Consider the following 18,548-nt stretch of genomic DNA (forward strand, 5'->3'; position numbering starts at 1 on the left):
CGTAGTCAACCAAGCAGTTGCTCGGTTGACTATTTTACGGGTGCTTGATGCTGACGAGCTTCATGGCTCCGGCCAGCGGTAAATCGCCTTCCAACTCCGCAAGACCCGCGGTTCCCACCTTTTCAGGGTCCTGCACATGGCCGTTCTGCAGGTAACCCAGCAGGTTGCCCACCAGCGGGTTATGGCTGACCAGCAATGCGTAATCCACCGACACCAATTGCTCCGCCACGACTTGCGGGCTGTAGCCAGGGGTCAACCATTCGACGGTGCGAATATCCGGTTGAAATCCCAGCGCTTCACGCACCAGCTGCGCAGTCTGCTGCGCGCGTTGGTAGGGGCTGGCATAGATGGCCGTAATCGGCTGACCGATCAGTTCCGCAGCGCTGCGCAGCACTTCTTCGCAACCGTGGGAAGTGAGTGCCCGCTCCGAGTCGGAACAGGAGCCGTAAGGCTCGGCTTCACCATGACGCAATACCCAGAGTTTCATAGTTTCGGTTCCTCATCTCGTACCGGATGCGGGGCCGGCGCCACAGCGTGCGGCGCTTCACCTTCCGGTGTACGCGGCGTCGGCCAGTCGGCGAATGGCCAGGGCTTCTGGTCACTGTGGAAACTGCCGAAACGACCGATCTGCGCCAGGAACTGGCTCAGGCTGTCGCCGAAGTTCATCAGGCTGGCGCTCGGGGCGCCATAGATCAAACGATAGATCAGTTGAACCAGCACCACGGCGCCAAGGATGAATTGCGCCACTTGCCAGACCAACACGTAGACGATCATCCACAACACGCGCAGCAGGATGGATTCGTACTTGGCTTCTGTTTTCGGATCGTTCATGTCTCGCTCCCTGCCCCTGTCAATTGAGTGCTCAGTTGAAACCGCTGGTGGAAATAAAGTCGACGTCGGTTTTTGGCTCGGCACGCATTAATAGACCGATCACCTGCTCCAGCGTGCGCCCTTCGAACAGGATGGCATGCAGTCCGGCGACCAGCGGCATGTACACGCCCACCTCCTGGGCCTTGGTCTTGAGCACCTTGAGGGTGTTCACGCCTTCAGCGACTTCGCCCAGGCGCGTCACGGCATCTTCCAGGCTCAAACCCTGGCCGAGGGCGAACCCGACCTGGTAGTTACGGCTTTTTGGCGACGAGCAGGTAACGATCAAATCGCCAACGCCGGCCAAGCCGAGAAAGGTCATCGGGTTGGCGCCCTGATTCACCGCAAAGCGGGTCATTTCCGCCAGCGCCCGGGTGATCAGCATGCTCTTGGTGTTTTCACCCATGCCCAGCGCCACCGCCATGCCGGCGATGATTGCGTAGACGTTTTTCAGCGCGCCGCCCAACTCCACGCCGAAGCGGTCGGCGCTGGCGTACACGCGAAAGGTCCGGCCATGCAGCGCTTCTTGAACTCGCTGGCAGAGTTCTTCGTCTTCGCTGGCGACCACCGTGGCGGTCAGCGCGTGTTCGGCGATTTCTCGGGCCAGGTTCGGCCCGGACAGCACGCCGATGCGCGCTTGCGGGGCGATCTCTTCGAGGATTTCGCTCATCAGTTTGAAGGTGTGGGCTTCGATGCCTTTGGTCAGGCTCACCAACAATTTGCCGGTCAAACGTTCGGCGTGCGGCATCAATACCGAGCGCAGCGCGCTGGACGGCAGTGCGACGAAGCACAGGTCGCAGGCTTGCAGAGTGGCCAGCAGGTCGGTGACCGCTTCCACGGCCGGCAGAATCTTGATGCCTTTGAGGTAACGCGGGTTCTCGCGATTGACCCGAATGGCCTCCGCCTGCTCGGGGTCACGCATCCACAGACGGACCTGATGCCCGTTCTCGGCCAGCAGGTTAGCCACGGCGGTACCAAAACTTCCGCCTCCCAGGACCGCAATTGGGCGCTGTTCAGTCATATGCAATCCGTTAATCCATACCAGTGGCGATGTCGGCATTATACGGAGCGGCCCAGTGGCGGCCAGCCCCCGCATCAATTACCGACACTTGTAGGAAGAAGACCAAGAAAACCGAGGAAAATGCCCACAACGTGACTGGAAAAGTCATTGCGCTCGGTTAACATGCGCGCCAATTGTTCGCTATCAAGGATGTGTTGTGTCGTTTGGCTCTCCATCACCTCGCTCGCCGCTGGTACTGGCGCTGATTTTCAGCTCGCCATTGCTTGCCGACGACTTGTTCCTCGACAGCGAGGCGCTGCCGCAAGTATTGACCGCGACGCGGCTCAAGCAGTCGCCGGCCGCGGTACCTGGGAGCATGACGGTGATCGACAGCGAACTGATCAACGCCAGTGGCGCCCGGGACATCAGTGAGTTGCTGCGACTGGTGCCAGGAATGATGGTCGGCAACATCAACGGCAACCAGGCAGCGGTGAACTATCACGGCACCAATGCCACCGAAGCGCGACGCCTGCAAGTGTTGATCGACGGCCGTTCGGTGTACCGCGCAGGCCTGGCCACGGTGGACTGGAGTGACATTCCCGTGGCCCTGGAAGACATCGAACGCATCGAAGTTTTCCGCGGCCCCAACACCGTCAGCTATGGCGCCAATGCGCTGATGGCGGTGGTCAACATCATCACGCGCAACCCGGCCGACAGCCACGGCACGCGAATGAAAGTCACCCGTGGGCAGCGCGGCATCGACGACTTTTACGCCAGCCAGGGCGTGGGCTGGGACGGCGGCGATCTGCGCCTGTCACTGTCCGGCCAGCAAGACGACGGCTTCGACTCGGACCGCAATGGCGCCGACTACCGCGACAGCCGCCGCTTGAACCGCTTCAACCTCGCCGTCAGCCAGACGCTCGCTGAAAACCAGAGTATCGACTGGCAATTGAATGCCAAGGAAGGGACCAATCAGCGTCCGTATACCTACCGCCCGGTCTTCTCGGGGATTACCGCTGCCGGGAACAATTCCGACGTCATCGCCAAGGACTACGCAGGCTCGTTGCGCTGGAACCTCGACATCAATCCCGATCACAGCCTGTACATCCAGGGCTCGGCGCAGCACTGGGATCGTCAGCAGACCTGGCGTGCCTGCGATGCCGAGGTTTCGTTCAGCCCGCAGTTGACCGAACTCTGGCAGCTCAACCCGAATTACACCGAACGCCTGGCGCGCAACATGGAGCGCTACACCGGCCCCGGCGCGCCCGCAGGTGACCCGGCCCAACGTGCACTGGCCAATCAAGTGCTCGACCAATGGCGAAACGGCGCCCGGCAAACCCTCTGTGGCGATATTGACCAGAGCACCCGGGAATCGCGCTACGACCTTGAATTGCAGGACACCCTCAGCCTGTCCGACAGTCTGCGGCTGGTCAGCGGTATGAACTATCGTTACGACCGGGCAGATTCCGAGACCTACTTCAATGGCACCCTCGACGACACCACCTGGCGGGCGTTCGGCCAACTCGAGTGGCGCGCCACCGAGCATTGGTTGCTGCAGGGCGGTGCGATGTTCGAAGACACGCAATTGATCGGCAGTTCGCTCACCCCGCGGGTGGCGGTCAACTACCTGATCAACCCGCGCCATGGCCTGCGGGCGGTGTACTCGGAAGCCACCCGCTCGCCGGACATGTTCGAGAACAACGTTAACTGGAGCTATCAGGTAAAGAACCTGCGGCCCAGCGCCTATGGCCAGTCCAGTGCCCGGTATTTCGTCAAGACCCGTGGCCCCGGCGACCTCGAACAGGAACACATGCGCTCCCGGGAGCTGGGCTACAACGGCTACTTTGCCGAAGTGGGACTGGCGGTCGATGTGAAACTGTTCTACGACGAAATCACCGGGATGATCAGCGAGCCGCTGCGCAACAATCAGTACATCGCCAGCAACTCAAACCGCGCGCGCTTTTCCGGGGCAGAAACCCAGCTCGACTGGCGAATCAGCAGCGCCGATCGCCTGCGCCTGACTTATGCCTATGTCGATGCCGAGGCGAGTAACCCGCAGGATGCACAACAGACGGCTCGAAACAGCGGTTCCGCCGGTTGGCTGCGCAACTGGGGCCACGGCTGGAACAGCGCGCTCTTCTACTATGGTGACGATGCCCTGAACGGCTACCGCTTCGAACGGGTCGACACGCGCATCGCCAAACGCATCGGCCTGGGCAAGGCCAGCCTGGAACTGGCCGGTGTGCTCCAGCAACGTCTCGACAGCCAGCCCACAACCTTCGTCGACAACAACTACGACGAGCGCCGGGTGCTTTACTTCAGCGCGGAGCTGGCGTTCTAAGATGCGGTATAGCCCGTCACGCAAGACGCCAATCCTTGGCCGCCTGCTGGTCGGGTTGTGCCTGGTGTTTGCCGGGCTGCTGAGCAGCCTGGACGCCAGTGCCGCGGACATTTTGCTGACCGGCGCCGAGGACGGCCCGGGCATGCAATCCTTCACTCAGGCCCTGAGCGCTTTGCGGCCTGCCGATAACGTGCACTTCCAGCCACTGGCCAGTCTGCCAGCGCCGGGCAAACTGCCTGCCGACACCCGTTTGATTCTGCTCGACCTGGCGAGCCTCGACTGGCGCCTGCAAGATAATCAGGGCCCGGCAACGCTGGTGCTGCGCATTAGCCGCCTGCAAGCCCGTCAGCATCTGGGGGCCACCCTGCCCCCGCGCCTCAGCCTGCTCTGGAGCGATCCGCCCCTGGACCGACAATTGCGCCTGACCCGACTGCTGCTGCCGCAGGCCAAACGGGTCGGCGTACTCTTCGACAGCCACAGCGAATTCCTCTTGAAAGAACTGCATCAGGCCGCCCACTCCCTGGGCCTTGAGGTGGTCACCGAGCGCTGGGATAACACGAACGACAGCCGGCCGCTGCAGACCTTGCTGAAGAACAGCGACGTGTTGCTGGGCCTCGACGACCCCGATCTGTACAACCCGAAAACCGCGAAAAACCTGTTGCTCAGCAGCTATGCACGGCAATTGGCGCTGATCGGCCCTAACGCCGGGTTCGTCAGGGCCGGGAGCCTGGCCAGCACCTACAGCGATCAAAGCGATTGGCTGGCGATACTCGACGAACTGCTCGACCGGTCACCAGCCACGTGGCCACGCACGCACTACCCGCAACGCTTCAAAATCTTAAGCAACCCGCAAGTGGCTCGTTCATTAGGTATTGAACAGATGAATGAAGCGTCTGTCGCAACACAGTTGGCCGAAGGAGAAAACCGCCCATGACCTTCCGTCGCCGTTGGGACATCAACACCCGCACACAGATCATCAGCCTCGGCCCAGCCCTGTTGCTGACGTTGCTGTTGATCAGCTTCTTCACCTTCGTGCGGATCCAGGACCTGCGTCAGGAGCTCAATCACACCGGGCAACTGATCGCCAACCAACTGGCACCGGCCACCGAATACGGGGTGATCTCCGGCAACAACGAGGTGCTCGACAGTTTGCTCAAGGCCACCCTGGCCACGCCCAATGTGCGCTTTCTGGAAGTCCAGGACAGCGCCAACCGGATTCTGGTGTACGTCGAGCAGCCGTCGGAAACCCACACCCGCTCGCACCAGGTCGAAGTGTTCCAGGCCCCGGTGCGGCTGCAACGAATCCAGCTGCACAATGATTTTCTTCAGGGTAGCCGCGTCGCCAACACGGCGCCCTCTGAGGATTATCTGGGTCGGGTGATCGTCGGCCTGTCCAATGACGCCTTCAGCCAGCGTCAACAGGAAATCCTGCTCAAGGCCGGGATCCTGGCGCTGTTCGCCCTACTGTTCACTTTTCTGGTCGCCCGGCGACTGGCCGGCAGCCTGTCGCAACCGATCCGCGACATCGGCAACGCGGTCAAGGCGATTCAGGACGGCGACTACAAAACACCGCTGCCGATCGTCGACGACACCGAACTGGGCGCGCTGTCGCAACACATCAACAACCTCGCCAATGGGCTCGAACAAGCCAGTCGCGAACAGCATCAAGCGATGGCGCAGTTGATTCAGACTCGCGAGGAGGCGGAAAAGGCCAACAACGCCAAATCCGATTTCCTTGCGATGATGAGCCACGAACTGCGCACGCCGATGAATGGCGTGCTGGGCATGCTGCAATTGCTGGAAACCACCGAGATGACCGAGGAGCAGGTCGAATACGCGGCGCTTGCCTCGGAGTCCACCGAACACCTGCTCAAAGTCATCAACGACATTCTCGATTTCTCGCGCATCGAGCGTTCGGAACTGGAGCTGGAGCACATTCCGTTCAACCTCGCGGACCTGATCGGCAGTTGTGCCCAGTCGTTCTCGCACGGCGCCGTGCAACGCGGGCTCGACCTGGCGCTGTCGATTCCGGACGATATGCGCGCGTTGCAGGTGCAGGGCGACCCGACGCGGATCCGGCAGATCCTGGTCAACCTGATCGGCAACGCGCTGAAATTCACCGAACGGGGCCGCGTCAGCATCGAACCGCAATGGCAGTCGCTGGATCACGAACTGCTGTGGTTCACCTGCACCGTGCGCGACAGCGGGATTGGTATCTCGGCTGAAAGCCTGGAATTGATGTTCAACGCCTTCCAGCAGGCCGACAGTTCTATTTCGAGGCGATACGGTGGCACCGGGCTGGGCCTTCCGATTGCTCGCACGCTGGCTGAACGCATGGGCGGCACGTTGCGCGCCCAGAGCGAGGAAGGTCGCGGCTCGGTGTTCACCCTGGAAATTCCGCTGGCGCTCTATAAACAGACGCTGCCCGTGCTGGCGCCGCGCTCACCGACCGGCAGCGGTGATGGCGAGGGGCGCAACGTGTTGCTGGTGGAAGACAATCCGGTCAATCAGACGGTCATCGAAGCAATGTTGCGCAGTCTGGGCTTTACTGTCAGCGTCGTCACCGATGGCGCGCAGGCAGTGCGCAGTGCCGAGAGTCTGATTTTCGAAGCGATTCTGATGGACTGCCGGCTACCGATCATCGACGGCTACGAGGCTACCCGACAGATTCGCCAGTTACCCGGCTGCACAGACTTGCCGATCATCGCGCTGACCGCCAACGCCTTGCAGGGTGACCGCGAAGCCTGTTTATCGGCGGGAATGAACGATTACCTGGCCAAGCCCTTCAAACGCACAGATTTGCAGCAAATTCTGCAACGCTGGGTGCAGTAGTGCAGGCCTTTCGGCTATCTGCGACTGGCGTGAAAGGCGAAAGTGCGGCAGTCTTAGGCACCCGAACAGGCCCGAAAAGGGGCTTGAATAATAATTTCAGTGCACAAGTGTACATTCATGTCCTTGGTGCTGTGACTTTCACCACAACGCAATAGTCTATGAGTAGGCTGCTGACTCGAGGCATGAACGCTTCGATCGGCCGGGAAGATTTGCCCCACCTGCCGCATGGGACTATTGAGGAGCTCGCATGACCCAACAAAACGCCTTTACTCGGGAAGACCTGCTGCGCTGCAGTCGCGGTGAGCTGTTCGGCCCAGGTAACGCACAACTGCCCGCCCCGAACATGTTGATGGTGGATCGCATCACCCATATCAGCGCCGAGGGTGGCAAGTACGGCAAGGGTGAATTGGTCGCCGAGCTGGATATCACTCCGGACCTGTGGTTTTTCGCCTGCCACTTCGAAGGTGATCCCGTGATGCCAGGCTGCCTGGGCCTCGACGCCATGTGGCAACTGGTCGGCTTCTTCCTCGGCTGGCAAGGTCTGCCGGGCCGCGGTCGCGCCCTGGGTTCGGGCGAAGTGAAATTCTTCGGTCAGGTCCTGCCGACCGCCAAGAAAGTAACCTATAACATTCAGATCAAGCGCGTACTGAAAGGCAAGCTGAACCTGGCCATCGCCGATGGTTCGGTCAGCGTCGACGGTCGCGAGATCTACACCGCCGAAGGCCTTCGGGTCGGCGTTTTCACCTCCACTGACAACTTCTAAGGGTTATCCGCATGCGCCGCGTCGTTATCACTGGTCTGGGCATCGTTTCGTGCCTGGGCAATGACAAAGAGACCGTCTCCGCTAACCTGCGTGCAAGCCGCCCTGGCATCCGGTTCAACCCGGAATATGCCGAAATGGGTCTGCGTAGCCAGGTTTCCGGCTCCATTGACCTTCCCCTCGAAGAGATGATCGATCGCAAGATCTTTCGCTTCGTCGGCCACGCGGCGGCTTACGCCTACCTGGCCATGAAAGACGCCATCGCCGACTCAGGTCTGACCGATGAGCAAGTCTCCAACCCGCGTACCGGCCTGATCGCCGGTTCCGGTGGCGCCTCCACGCTGAACCAGATGGAAGCGCTGGACATCCTGCGCGAGAAAGGCGTCAAGCGCGTCGGCCCATACCGCGTCACGCGGACCATGAGCAGCACCGTTTCCGCTTGCCTGGCCACACCGTTCAAGATCAAGGGCCTGAACTACTCCATCGCTTCTGCCTGCGCCACCAGTGCTCACTGCATCGGTACCGCCATGGAACAGATCCAGATGGGCAAGCAGGACATCGTGTTCGCCGGCGGCGGTGAAGAAGAGCATTGGAGCCAATCGTTCCTGTTCGACGCCATGGGCGCACTGTCCAGCCAGTACAACGAAACCCCGGAAAAAGCTTCCCGTGCCTACGACGCCAAGCGTGACGGTTTCGTCATCGCCGGCGGTGGCGGCATGGTCGTGGTCGAAGAGCTGGAACACGCTCTGGCCCGCGGCGCGAAGATCTACGCGGAAATCGTTGGCTACGGCGCGACCTCCGACGGCTACGACATGGTCGCCCCAAGCGGCGAAGGCGCCATCCGCTGCATGCAGATGGCCATGTCCACCGTTGACGCTCCAATCGACTACCTGAACACCCACGGCACCTCGACTCCGGTCGGCGACGTCATGGAAATGAAAGGTGTGCGTGAAGTGTTCGGCGACAAGGCTCCGGCCATCAGCTCCACCAAGAGCCTGTCGGGTCACTCCCTGGGCGCCGCCGGCGTTCACGAAGCGATCTACTGCATGCTGATGATGGAAGGCAACTTCATGGCGGGTTCCGCCAACATCGACGAACTGGATCCGGAAGTGGCTGACATGCCGATCCTGACCAAGACTCGTGAAGACGCCACCATCAACACCGTGATGAGCAACAGCTTCGGCTTCGGTGGCACCAACGCTACGCTGGTACTGAAGCGCTGGGCAGGTAAGTAATACCTCGCCGTTTCGCTGCACACAAAAACGCCCCGACTGGTTCGGGGCGTTTTTGTGTGTCCGAAAAATGTGGAACACCGCAATCCCTGTAGGAGTGAGCCTGCTCGCGATTGCGGACTTCCAGACAACACATGTGTCGACTGAAACACCGCAATCGCGAGCAGGCTCACTCCTACAGGGTCGGTGCTGAACTCGCAGTTTTCGACGTCGTGAACATGAAGCTTTTGTCATGAAACTCAACGCCCTGCGACCGAATGTCGCGTGTTTGGCGGGCTGCAGGACTTTTACCAAACTCGCAAAAAACCGTTACCAAACTCAGTCATTTACTTAGCAGGCTAACCAAACATATAACGGAGTCCTGCACACGCCTTGCTGCAGATAACAGAGATTGGAGCTAGCAGATGACTGTAAAAGTAACTGAACGCGACGATTCACATAAGTCCCACGAAGGCGTAGCCGCCGGTATCCGGATCTGGGACGTGCACCAACAAGACATGCTGGTGGGGATGTTCCACTCCGAAACCGATGCCCACAGCTACAAGGCCGAACTGGAAAAACTGGAGCAGCAACGAGCGCTCCAATCCGCATAAGCAATGACAGCATTGAAAACGACAAACCCCGCCATGAGCGGGGTTTGTCGTTGTTGCAGCCTTTAACGGCTTACCACATCAGATCGTCCGGGATCTGATAGGCCGCGTACGGATCGTCTTCGACAGCGACCTCTTCGGTCTTCACGTTCAGCTGCACGATACGCTGTGGATCGCGCTCCTGGATCTTCAGGGCCGCCTCACGCGGGATTACTTCATAACCGCCGGCGTGGTGCACGATGGCCAGCGAACCGCTGCTGAGCTTGTTGCGCATCAGCGTGTTGACGGAGATGCGCTTGACCTTCTTGTCGTCAACGAAGTTGTAGTAGTCCTCGGTCGTCAGCTTCGGCAGACGCGAGACTTCGATCAACTGTTTGACCTGAGCAGCGCGAGCCTTGGCCTCGGCCTTCTCCTGTTGCTGACGGTTCAGCTCCTGATCGCGCTTGACCTTCTCGGCCATGGCTTCCTGGGCGGCACGCTGCTGCGAGTCATCCAGTTCGATCTGACCTTTGTGGGCCAGACGCTGCTGTTTCTGCTTCTCTTTGCCGACCTGTTTGGCCTGCTTCTGGTTGACCAGCCCTGCTTTGAGCAACTGGTCGCGAAGGGAAATGCTCATGGTGCTTATTACTCACTTAGGCAACTGCTCAACCGCAGCTGGGCAAATTCTTTTCCTGACGTTTGGCTTCGCCCCACAAGGCGTCCAACTCTTCGAGGGTGCAATCTTCTATGGGACGGTGGGTGTCGCGCAATGCCTGTTCGATAAAACGGAAGCGTCTTTCGAACTTGCTGTTGGCGCCACGCAGTGCAGTTTCGGGATCGACCTTGAGATGACGCGCCAGATTGACCACCGAAAACAACAGATCACCGACTTCATCGGCAATCGCTGCCGAGTCATTGTCGGCCATGGCTTCGAGCACTTCATCGAGCTCTTCGCGCACTTTGTCGAGCACCGGCAAGGCGTCAGGCCAGTCGAACCCGACCTGCCCCGCGCGCTTCTGCAACTTCGCCGAACGAGACAATGCCGGCAGTGCTGCGGGCACGTCGTCGAGCAAGGACAGTTGCATTGGCGTGGATGATTTCTCGGCACGTTCTTCAGCCTTGATCTCTTCCCAGCGCTGCTTGACCTGCTCTTCACTCAAGCGCGGAACATCCATCGGTGCATACAGATCACCGGTAGGAAACACGTGCGGATGACGGCGAATCAGCTTGCGAGTGATGCTGTCGATGACACCGGCGAATTCGAAGCGCCCCTCTTCCCGGGCCAGCTGGCTGTAATAAACCACCTGGAACAGCAAATCCCCCAACTCACCCTGCAAGTGATCGAAGTCACCGCGCTCGATGGCGTCGGCGACTTCGTAGGCTTCCTCAAGGGTGTGCGGGACGATGGTTGCGTAGGTTTGCTTGATGTCCCAGGGGCAGCCGAACTGCGGGTCGCGCAGACGGCTCATCAGGTGCAGCAAGTCTTCAAGGCTGTACATCGGTTTCATGGAGTCCGGTTACGACGGGTTTCGATGATGTTCGGCAACTGGGAAATCCGCCCCAGCAACCGCCCCAGTGCATCCAGCCCCGGAATCTCGATGGTCAGGGACATCAACGCGGTGTTGTCCTCTTTGTTCGAGCGGGTGTTCACCGCCAGCACGTTGATCCGCTCGTTGAGCAGCACTTGCGAGACGTCACGCAGCAGGCCGGAGCGGTCGTAGGCGCGGATGATGATGTCCACCGGATAGGTGAGCACCGGCACCGGGCCCCAGCTGACCTGGATGATCCGCTCGGGCTCGCGGCTGCCCAGTTGCAGCACCGAGGCGCAGTCCTGACGGTGAATGCTCACGCCGCGGCCCACGGTGATGTAGCCGACGATCGCATCCCCCGGCAGCGGCTGGCAGCAGCCGGCCATTTGGGTCATCAGGTTGCCGACGCCCTGAATCTGGATATCACCGCGCTTGCCCGGTTTGTAACCGGTGGCCTTGCGTGGAATCAGCTCAAGCTGTTCGTTGCCGCGCTCCGGCTCGACCAGTTGCTGCGCCAGGTTCACCAGTTGTGCCAGGCGCAAATCGCCTGCGCCCAACGCGGCGAACATGTCTTCGGCCGTTTTCATGTTGGCCTTTTCGGCCAGCTTGTCGAAATCCACCGCTGGCAGACCGAGGCGGTTGAGTTCGCGCTCGAGCAAGGTTTTACCGGCAGCGACGTTCTGATCGCGCGCCTGCAATTTGAACCAGTGAACGATCTTCGCCCGCGCCCGCGAGGTGGTGATGTAACCCAGGTTCGGGTTCAGCCAGTCGCGGCTCGGGGTGCCGTGCTTGCTGGTGATGATCTCGACCTGTTCACCGGTTTGCAGGCTGTAGTTGAGCGGCACGATGCGCCCGTTGATCTTCGCTCCACGGCAGTTGTGACCGATTTCGGTGTGCACGCGGTAGGCGAAGTCCAGCGGCGTCGCGCCTTTCGGCAAGTCGATGGCGTGACCGTCCGGGGTGAAGATGTACACCCGGTCCGGTTCGATATCGACCCGCAGCTGTTCAGCCAGGCCGCCGATGTCACCCAGCTCTTCATGCCACTCGAGGACCTGACGCAGCCAGGAAATTTTCTCTTCATAGTGGTTGGAGCCGGATTTGACGTCGGTGCCCTTGTACTTCCAGTGCGCGCAAACGCCCAGCTCGGCTTCTTCGTGCATGGCGTGGGTGCGGATCTGCACTTCCAGCACCTTGCCCTCGGGGCCGATCACCGCGGTGTGCAGCGAGCGGTAGCCGTTCTCTTTCGGGTTGGCGATGTAGTCGTCGAATTCTTTCGGGATGTGCCGCCACAGGGTGTGGACGATACCGAGCGCGGTGTAGCAGTCGCGCATTTCCGGCACCAGCACGCGAACGGCACGCACGTCGTAGATCTGGCTGAATTCCAGACCCTTGCGCTGCATTTTGCGCCAGATCGAATAGATGTGTTTGGCCCGGCCGCTGATGTCGGCATCGACGCCGGTAGCCTGCAATTCATTTTTCAGCTGAGTCATCACGTCGCTGATGAAGCGCTCGCGATCCAGACGCCGCTCATGAAGCAATTTGGCGATCTGCTTGTACTGATCGGGCTCAAGGTAACGGAAGGACAAGTCCTCCAGTTCCCATTTGATGTGACCGATACCAAGACGGTGAGCCAAAGGCGCGTAGATGTCGAAGACTTCACGGGCGACGCGGTTGCGTTTCTCGTCATCGGCGGTTTTCACCGCACGGATCGCGCAGGTGCGTTCGGCCAGTTTGATCAGTGCAACGCGAACGTCGTCGACCATGGCGACCAGCATCTTGCGCAGGTTTTCGACCTGGCCCTGAGTGCCCAGCACCAGGGATTGACGAGGGCTGAGGCTGGCGCTGATCGCCGCCATGCGCAACACGCCGTCGATGAGTTTGGCGACCACCGGACCGAAACGCTGGCTGACCGCCGGCAACTCAATCTGGCCTTCGCGCACGCCGCGATACAGGATCGCGGCAACCAACGAATCCTGATCGAGTTTGAGGTCGGCGAGAATCTCGGCGATCTCAAGGCCCGTGCGGAAACTCGAGGTCCCTTCGGACCACAGGTTTTTCGCCGCATTGGCTTGTTGTTCAGACGCACGAGCAAACTCGCACGCTTCCTTCAAGGCTTCGCGATCCAGTGCCGGATCGACACTGACCGCGTGATCGAGCCAAGCCTCGAGATTGATACTGCCGTCGGTGTTGATCGGCTGGTGTGCTCTCACCTGTACCATCTTGCTTACCTTCCCTACGACGCAGATTCAATGCGTCAAATCGCTGACCTTCGTTGCCCGTGTGCCCACATCAGGGCCGGTACGCGGCTGCACGGGCGGGCCAGTCGGACCAGACGAGCCGTCCTAGCTCGCTTCAAATAACGCCATGGCCTCGACATGTGCCGTCTGAGGAAACATATCGAGAATCCCGGCACGTTTTAACCGGTAGCCCTGCTTGATCAATTCGACCGTGTCGCGCGCCAGCGTTGCCGGATTACACGACACATACACCAACCGTTTGGCGCCCAGGGACGCAAGCTTGCGCACTGCCTCGAAAGCACCGTCACGCGGTGGGTCCAAGAGTACCGCACAAAAGCCTTCGCGCGCCCATTCGGCATCGGCCAAAGGCTGGGATAAATCGGCCTGAAAAAACTTCGCATTATGAAGATTGTTGCTAGCAGCGTTCGCGGCTGCTCGCTCGACCATCGCCTGCACACCTTCCACCGCCACCACTTCACGAACGACCTTGGCCAGCGGCAAGGCAAAGTTACCCAAACCACAGAATAGATCGAGAACTCGTTCCTCCGCCGCCGGCTTCAGCCAGTCCAGCGCCTGGGCGATCATCGCTTCGTTGACCCCGGCGTTGACCTGGATGAAATCTCCCGGTCGGTACGCCAGGTTCAAGTCCCACTGCTCAAGCCGATAACCCAACGACTGGTCAGCCTCGACCGGTTGCGGTTCACCGTCGCCGTGCAGCCACAGTTGGGCTTCATGGAAGGCGCAGAAATCCTTGAGGATCGTCATGTCCGCGTCGGACAGCGGCGCCATGTGCCGCAGCAACACCGCCAACGACGAACCGCTGAACAACTCCACATGCCCCAGCGCCTGAGGTTTGCTCAAGCGCCGCAACATCTCCGGCAAGCGGGTCATGATCGGTTGCAAGGGCTGTACCAGCACCGTGCATTCGTTGATTGCAACGATGTCCTGACTGCCAGCGGCGCGGAATCCGACTTCGAGCTTTTTCGCCTTCATGTCCCAGCGCACCGCCACTCGGGCGCGACGCCGGTAACCGAATTCCGGACCGCTCAACGGCGCGGCCCATTCTTCGGGTTCGACACCGGCGACCTTCGCCAATTGCTCGGCGAGCATGCGCTGTTTCAGGGCGAGTTGTTCGTTGTGCGGCAGATGTTGCACGCTGCAACCGCCACAGCGACCGGCATGCGGACACGGTGCCGGGCGGCGCAGTTCGCTGGCCTTGAACACCCGTTCGGTGCGCGCCTCGACCACTTTGCCGTGGGCGCCCAACACGCGTGCTTCGACTTCTTCACCGGCCAATGCGCCGATGACGAACCAGGTGCGACCTTCAAAAAACGCGATACCGCGACCGTCATTAGCCAGGCGCTCAATACTCAAGCGCTGCTTTTTGCCGGTCGGAATTTGCGGGGCCTTGCTGCCGCCGGTGGGCTGGAAGCGCAGGCCTCTTTCTTGCTTGGCCATCAGTTAGGCGCGTCGAAAATGCCGGTCGACAAGTAACGGTCGCCACGGTCGCAGATGATCGCGACGATCACCGCGTTTTCAACTTCTTTGGACAGACGCAGCATGGCTGCCACGGCACCGCCCGAGGACACGCCGCAGAAGATGCCTTCTTCGCGGGCCAGACGACGGGTCACGTCTTCGGCTTCGCTTTGCGCCATGTCGACGATCCGGTCCACGCGCTCGGCCTGGTAGATCTTCGGCAGGTATTCCTGCGGCCAGCGACGGATGCCCGGAATCGCCGAGCCTTCCATCGGTTGCAGACCGATGATCTGCACGTTCTCGTTCTGCTCTTTCAAGTAGCGCGAGACGCCCATGATGGTACCGGTGGTGCCCATGGAGCTGACGAAATGGGTGATGGTGCCTTCGGTCTGACGCCAGATTTCCGGGCCGGTGGTGGTGTAGTGCGCTTGCGGGTTGTCCCCGTTGGCGAACTGATCCAGCACCTTCCCGCGGCCTTCGGCTTCCATTCGCTGCGCGAGGTCACGGGCGCCTTCCATGCCCTCTTCCTGAGTGACCAGAATCAGCTCGGCGCCGTAAGCCGTCATGGCGGCTTTACGTTCGGCGCTGGAGTTGTCCGGCATTATCAGGATCATCTTGTAACCCTTGATCGCGGCGGCCATCGCCAAGGCGATCCCGGTGTTACCCGAGGTCGCTTCGATCAGCGTATCGCCGACGTGGATCTGCCCGCGCAATTCAGCGCGGGTAATCATCGACAGCGCCGGACGGTCCTTGACCGAACCCGCCGGGTTATTCCCTTCGAGCTTGAGCAAAAGGGTATTGCTGGTGGCGCCAGGCAGGCGCTGCAAACGGACCAGCGGAGTGTTGCCGACGCAATCGGCGATGGTTGGGTACTGCAAGGTCATGGCGTATTCGCAATCCAGACTGCGGGGGCGCCTATCATACCGGCAAACGTTCGCAGGCCATATCACGCAAAGTACGGTGCTTATGGTTTATGGGAATAAGGGGCTGTTTCAACGTTAAGCTGTCTGCGCGAAATGCGTCTGGGCAGCCGCTCAAAAACTCTGTATTAACAATGCCCGCGCCGAGGGACGGGTTTGTGTCAGCAGCGCTGACACTTTTGCCCGCTGGACGTCGCTGCGTCCGAAGAGTGCAGCGTTAAACAAGGTTTTTGCACTGAGGGGAAATGATCAGGTTGTTCGACAAGGAATTGTCGCACCGGTGGTGCGACTTTCACTTCAACGTGACAGATCTTATTAATCCGATGGTTTTTGGGTCCCGGAAGATTGTCTCACCAGCGATGAGACTTTTTCTTGATGGTGACTCGACAGGCCTCATCGCGAGCAAGCTCGCTCCCACAGGGTGCGGGGTTGATCACACCATTTGTGGCCGACACACCTCCACTGTGGGAGCGAGCTTGCTCGCGATAGCGTCATCACTCACACCATCAATATCAGCCACCAACCGCATATTCAGCCGCAACCCTACCTCAGTGTTCTCTGCACAAAGACTCCCGCCCTGCCGCTGCACCGCATTCCTGGCAATGCTCAACCCCAACCCGAACCCGCCATCCCCCGGCCGTGAACCGTCGAGTCGAATGAACGGACAGAAGATCCGCTCAAGATCCGCCTCAGCCACCCCGCCGCCCTCATCCTCCAGCCACACATGCCAGAAATCGCCATCGCGCTGCCCACCAAGGCGCACAACGCCGCCCTGCGGTGAATGACGAATGGCATTGCGCAGGATGTTTTCCAGCGCTTGAGCCAACGTATTGAGATGGCCGCGCACCCAGCAGGACGAATCCACCGCACACTGCAACTGGCTCGCCGGCCAGCCGCTTTCATAGCAGGCGTTTTCCGTGAGCATTTCCCACAACGCCTGAACCTGGATTGATTCGTCGGGCAGCGGCGCGCGCTCGGTGTCGAGCCAGGCCAGTTGCAGGGTGTCTTCCACCAGACGTTGCATGCCATCGACCTCCCTGCCGATGCGCTCGCGCAATTGCGTCAACCCCTGCTCGCTTTCGCTGGCCACGCGCAGGCGACTCAGTGGCGTGCGCAATTCGTGGGACAGGTCGCGCAGCAGTTGTTGTTGCAGGGCCACCGTGCTTTGCAGGCGCTCGGACATGTGATCGAAGGCCCGGCCCAGTTCACCCAGCTCATCCGGGCGATTGGTGATGCGGTTCGACAACCGCACGTTCAACGGGTCGGCGCGCCAGGCATTGGCCTGTTCGCGCAGACTGTTCAAAGGCACGACCAGCAACCGATACAGGCCGACGCACAACAGCAAGGTGAACAGCCCGGGAATCACCCCGTTGGTGATCACCCGCCAGAACACCCGGTATTGCCCGGGCACGAAACGCCGGGGCAGTTCGATCACCAGGCTGCCAGCGGACGGATCGTTGGGAAAAGGCACTCTCAACCACGGCAGGCCTTTGGTATGGCGACTCGTCGGCCAATCCAGACCGCGTAGAAAGGTCAGGCGCTGGCTTTCTTTTTCCGTCAGCGGGTAACTGCTCAATGACTGCAAATCACCGCCAATCACACCGACCCATGTCGACTCGCGATGGCCGACGCTTTGCAACCAGGCATCGACGCCTGCATTCTGGCGCTCACTCCACACCTGCTCGGCCTCGGCGGCATAGCGCGTCAGCGTGCCCCGAGCCTCATCGGACAGGAACAGGTTTTTCTGTTCCATGTAGCGCCCCCAGGACCAACTGAGCCAGATCATCAGCAGACAGAACGCCACCAACAAACACGCCAGTTTCCAGAACAGCGAATGCCTGCCCGGCAGGTCAGTCCACTTCATCGACAGCACTCAATACGTAACCCTTGCCCCACACCGTGCGCACTTCGCGCTCGAGGTAGCCGACAGCCTTGAGCTTGCGACGGATCTGGCTGATGTGCATGTCGAGGCTGCGGTCATGGGGTGCATAACCGCGCTGCAATACATGCTGATAAAGGAAGGCTTTGCTCAAGACTTCATCGCCATTGCGGTTCAGCGTCTCCAGCAACCGATACTCGCTGCGGGTCAGGCCGGCAGCGTGTTCGCCATAAAAGACATCACAGCATTCATCGTCGAAACGCAGGCTGTCCGCCGAAGGGGCAATCGGTGCCGGCGCTGGCCGGCGGTCGAGCGCGACCCGTCGCAGGATGGCTTCGATGCGCACCCGCAACTCGACCATGCTGAAGGGTTTGGGCAGGTAATCATCGGCGCCCAACCGAAAACCACTGATGCGATCCGCCTCGGCACCGAGCGCCGACATCAGCACCACCGGAGTGGAATGGCTCTGGCGCAACTGCGTCAGTACATTCAGCCCGTCCAGGCCCGGTAGCAGAATATCCATCAGCACCACATCGAAGGCTTGCTGGCGGGCAATGGTCAAGCCTTCCAGACCGTTCTGGCACCACGTCACCTGAAAACCGCAACGTCCCAAGTGCTCATGAACATAAGCACCGAGTATGAGGTCGTCTTCTATAGACAGGATACGAGGATGGCCAGCGGTGATGGGAGTCATGACTATCTGCAAATAATTCTCAGTTGTCGATTATTCAAGATTGCCTCTCTGCGGGCAACACAAGGTTTGCCCATGAGGTAAAAGTGGCGATCCGGCCGACGAATGACGACATCAATTTTACGAAGATTGCCCGCCTGCAAATCGCTACACTGCGCAGGTGGTGCGTGCTGGACGTACGTGCAGGTCATTAAATCGCTGGATGCAGGAGAGAT

General features: G+C 60.2%; 16 protein-coding genes. 6 read left to right on the forward strand and 10 right to left on the reverse strand.

Going from position 1 to position 18,548, the window contains the following annotated elements; translation table 11 throughout:
• Positions 1-34: 34 nt before the first annotated feature.
• The 3 genes from sixA to ABH912_RS12835 are packed head-to-tail and all read right to left on the reverse strand — an operon-like array spanning position 35 to position 1,888.
• Positions 35-487, reverse strand: coding sequence for a phosphohistidine phosphatase SixA (sixA, locus tag ABH912_RS12825; RefSeq protein WP_033056881.1), 453 nt, complete (start codon positions 485-487; stop codon positions 35-37).
• Entirely contained in the window at positions 484-831 is a 348-nt protein-coding gene (locus tag ABH912_RS12830; protein ID WP_008087808.1) for a DUF4389 domain-containing protein, read from the reverse strand. The genes sixA and ABH912_RS12830 overlap by 4 nt, the downstream gene beginning before the upstream one ends.
• A 31-nt stretch (positions 832-862) precedes the next feature.
• Positions 863-1,888 carry an NAD(P)H-dependent glycerol-3-phosphate dehydrogenase gene (locus ABH912_RS12835; RefSeq protein ID WP_033056878.1) on the reverse strand — a complete coding sequence of 342 codons (1,026 nt, stop codon included), beginning with the start codon at positions 1,886-1,888 and terminating at the stop codon, positions 863-865.
• 196 nt (positions 1,889-2,084) lie between these two features.
• Here ABH912_RS12835 and ABH912_RS12840 point away from each other — a divergent pair, with 196 nt between their 5' ends.
• The 6 genes from ABH912_RS12840 (at position 2,085) to ABH912_RS12865 (ending at position 9,625) form a co-directional block, all read left to right on the forward strand.
• On the forward strand, positions 2,085-4,208 hold the full coding sequence (locus ABH912_RS12840; protein WP_429510825.1) for a TonB-dependent receptor plug domain-containing protein: 2,124 nt from the start codon (positions 2,085-2,087) through the stop codon (positions 4,206-4,208).
• Between the two features lies 1 nt (position 4,209).
• The gene (locus ABH912_RS12845; RefSeq protein WP_429510826.1) at positions 4,210-5,142 is read left to right on the forward strand and encodes an ABC transporter substrate-binding protein; all 933 of its coding nucleotides are present in this window, start codon (positions 4,210-4,212) and stop codon (positions 5,140-5,142) included.
• Positions 5,139-7,040: an ATP-binding protein gene (locus ABH912_RS12850; RefSeq protein WP_429510828.1), complete on the forward strand. Its 1,902-nt coding sequence runs from the start codon at positions 5,139-5,141 to the stop codon at positions 7,038-7,040. Before ABH912_RS12845 ends, ABH912_RS12850 begins: the two co-directional genes overlap by 4 nt.
• A gap of 247 nt (positions 7,041-7,287) precedes the next feature.
• Positions 7,288-7,803 (forward strand): 3-hydroxyacyl-[acyl-carrier-protein] dehydratase FabA, encoded by a 516-nt coding sequence (gene fabA / locus ABH912_RS12855; protein ID WP_008148022.1) that lies wholly within the window; start codon positions 7,288-7,290, stop codon positions 7,801-7,803.
• Positions 7,804-7,814: 11 nt separating this feature from the next.
• Positions 7,815-9,035 carry a beta-ketoacyl-ACP synthase I gene (gene fabB, locus ABH912_RS12860; RefSeq protein ID WP_429510829.1) on the forward strand — a complete coding sequence of 407 codons (1,221 nt, stop codon included), beginning with the start codon at positions 7,815-7,817 and terminating at the stop codon, positions 9,033-9,035.
• Positions 9,036-9,436: 401 nt separating this feature from the next.
• Positions 9,437-9,625: a hypothetical protein gene (locus ABH912_RS12865; RefSeq protein WP_008148017.1), complete on the forward strand. Its 189-nt coding sequence runs from the start codon at positions 9,437-9,439 to the stop codon at positions 9,623-9,625.
• A gap of 70 nt (positions 9,626-9,695) precedes the next feature.
• Here the strand turns inward: ABH912_RS12865 and ABH912_RS12870 are convergent, their stop codons facing one another.
• The 7 genes from ABH912_RS12870 to ABH912_RS12900 all read right to left on the reverse strand — a co-directional run bounded on the left by ABH912_RS12870 (position 9,696) and on the right by ABH912_RS12900 (position 18,336).
• Positions 9,696-10,238 carry a DUF2058 domain-containing protein gene (locus ABH912_RS12870; protein ID WP_033056870.1) on the reverse strand — a complete coding sequence of 181 codons (543 nt, stop codon included), beginning with the start codon at positions 10,236-10,238 and terminating at the stop codon, positions 9,696-9,698.
• A 28-nt stretch (positions 10,239-10,266) separates the two neighbouring features.
• Positions 10,267-11,100 (reverse strand): nucleoside triphosphate pyrophosphohydrolase, encoded by an 834-nt coding sequence (gene mazG / locus ABH912_RS12875; protein ID WP_429510830.1) that lies wholly within the window; start codon positions 11,098-11,100, stop codon positions 10,267-10,269.
• A 5-nt stretch (positions 11,101-11,105) separates the two neighbouring features.
• Positions 11,106-13,349 carry a GTP diphosphokinase gene (gene relA / locus ABH912_RS12880; protein ID WP_033056868.1) on the reverse strand — a complete coding sequence of 748 codons (2,244 nt, stop codon included), beginning with the start codon at positions 13,347-13,349 and terminating at the stop codon, positions 11,106-11,108.
• Between the two features lie 123 nt (positions 13,350-13,472).
• Positions 13,473-14,825 (reverse strand): 23S rRNA (uracil(1939)-C(5))-methyltransferase RlmD, encoded by a 1,353-nt coding sequence (rlmD, locus tag ABH912_RS12885; protein WP_429510831.1) that lies wholly within the window; start codon positions 14,823-14,825, stop codon positions 13,473-13,475.
• Positions 14,825-15,727 carry a cysteine synthase CysM gene (cysM, locus tag ABH912_RS12890; protein ID WP_415773899.1) on the reverse strand — a complete coding sequence of 301 codons (903 nt, stop codon included), beginning with the start codon at positions 15,725-15,727 and terminating at the stop codon, positions 14,825-14,827. The genes rlmD and cysM overlap by 1 nt, the downstream gene beginning before the upstream one ends.
• A 469-nt stretch (positions 15,728-16,196) precedes the next feature.
• The gene (locus tag ABH912_RS12895) at positions 16,197-17,627 is read right to left on the reverse strand and encodes a histidine kinase sensor domain-containing protein (protein WP_429510832.1); all 1,431 of its coding nucleotides are present in this window, start codon (positions 17,625-17,627) and stop codon (positions 16,197-16,199) included.
• Positions 17,614-18,336 carry a response regulator transcription factor gene (locus tag ABH912_RS12900; RefSeq protein ID WP_033056859.1) on the reverse strand — a complete coding sequence of 241 codons (723 nt, stop codon included), beginning with the start codon at positions 18,334-18,336 and terminating at the stop codon, positions 17,614-17,616. Before ABH912_RS12900 ends, ABH912_RS12895 begins: the two co-directional genes overlap by 14 nt.
• Positions 18,337-18,548: the final 212 nt, after the last annotated feature.

The sequence above is a fragment of the Pseudomonas sp. BT76 TE3572 genome, from assembly GCF_050435365.1.
Taxonomy (GTDB): domain Bacteria; phylum Pseudomonadota; class Gammaproteobacteria; order Pseudomonadales; family Pseudomonadaceae; genus Aquipseudomonas; species Aquipseudomonas fluorescens_W.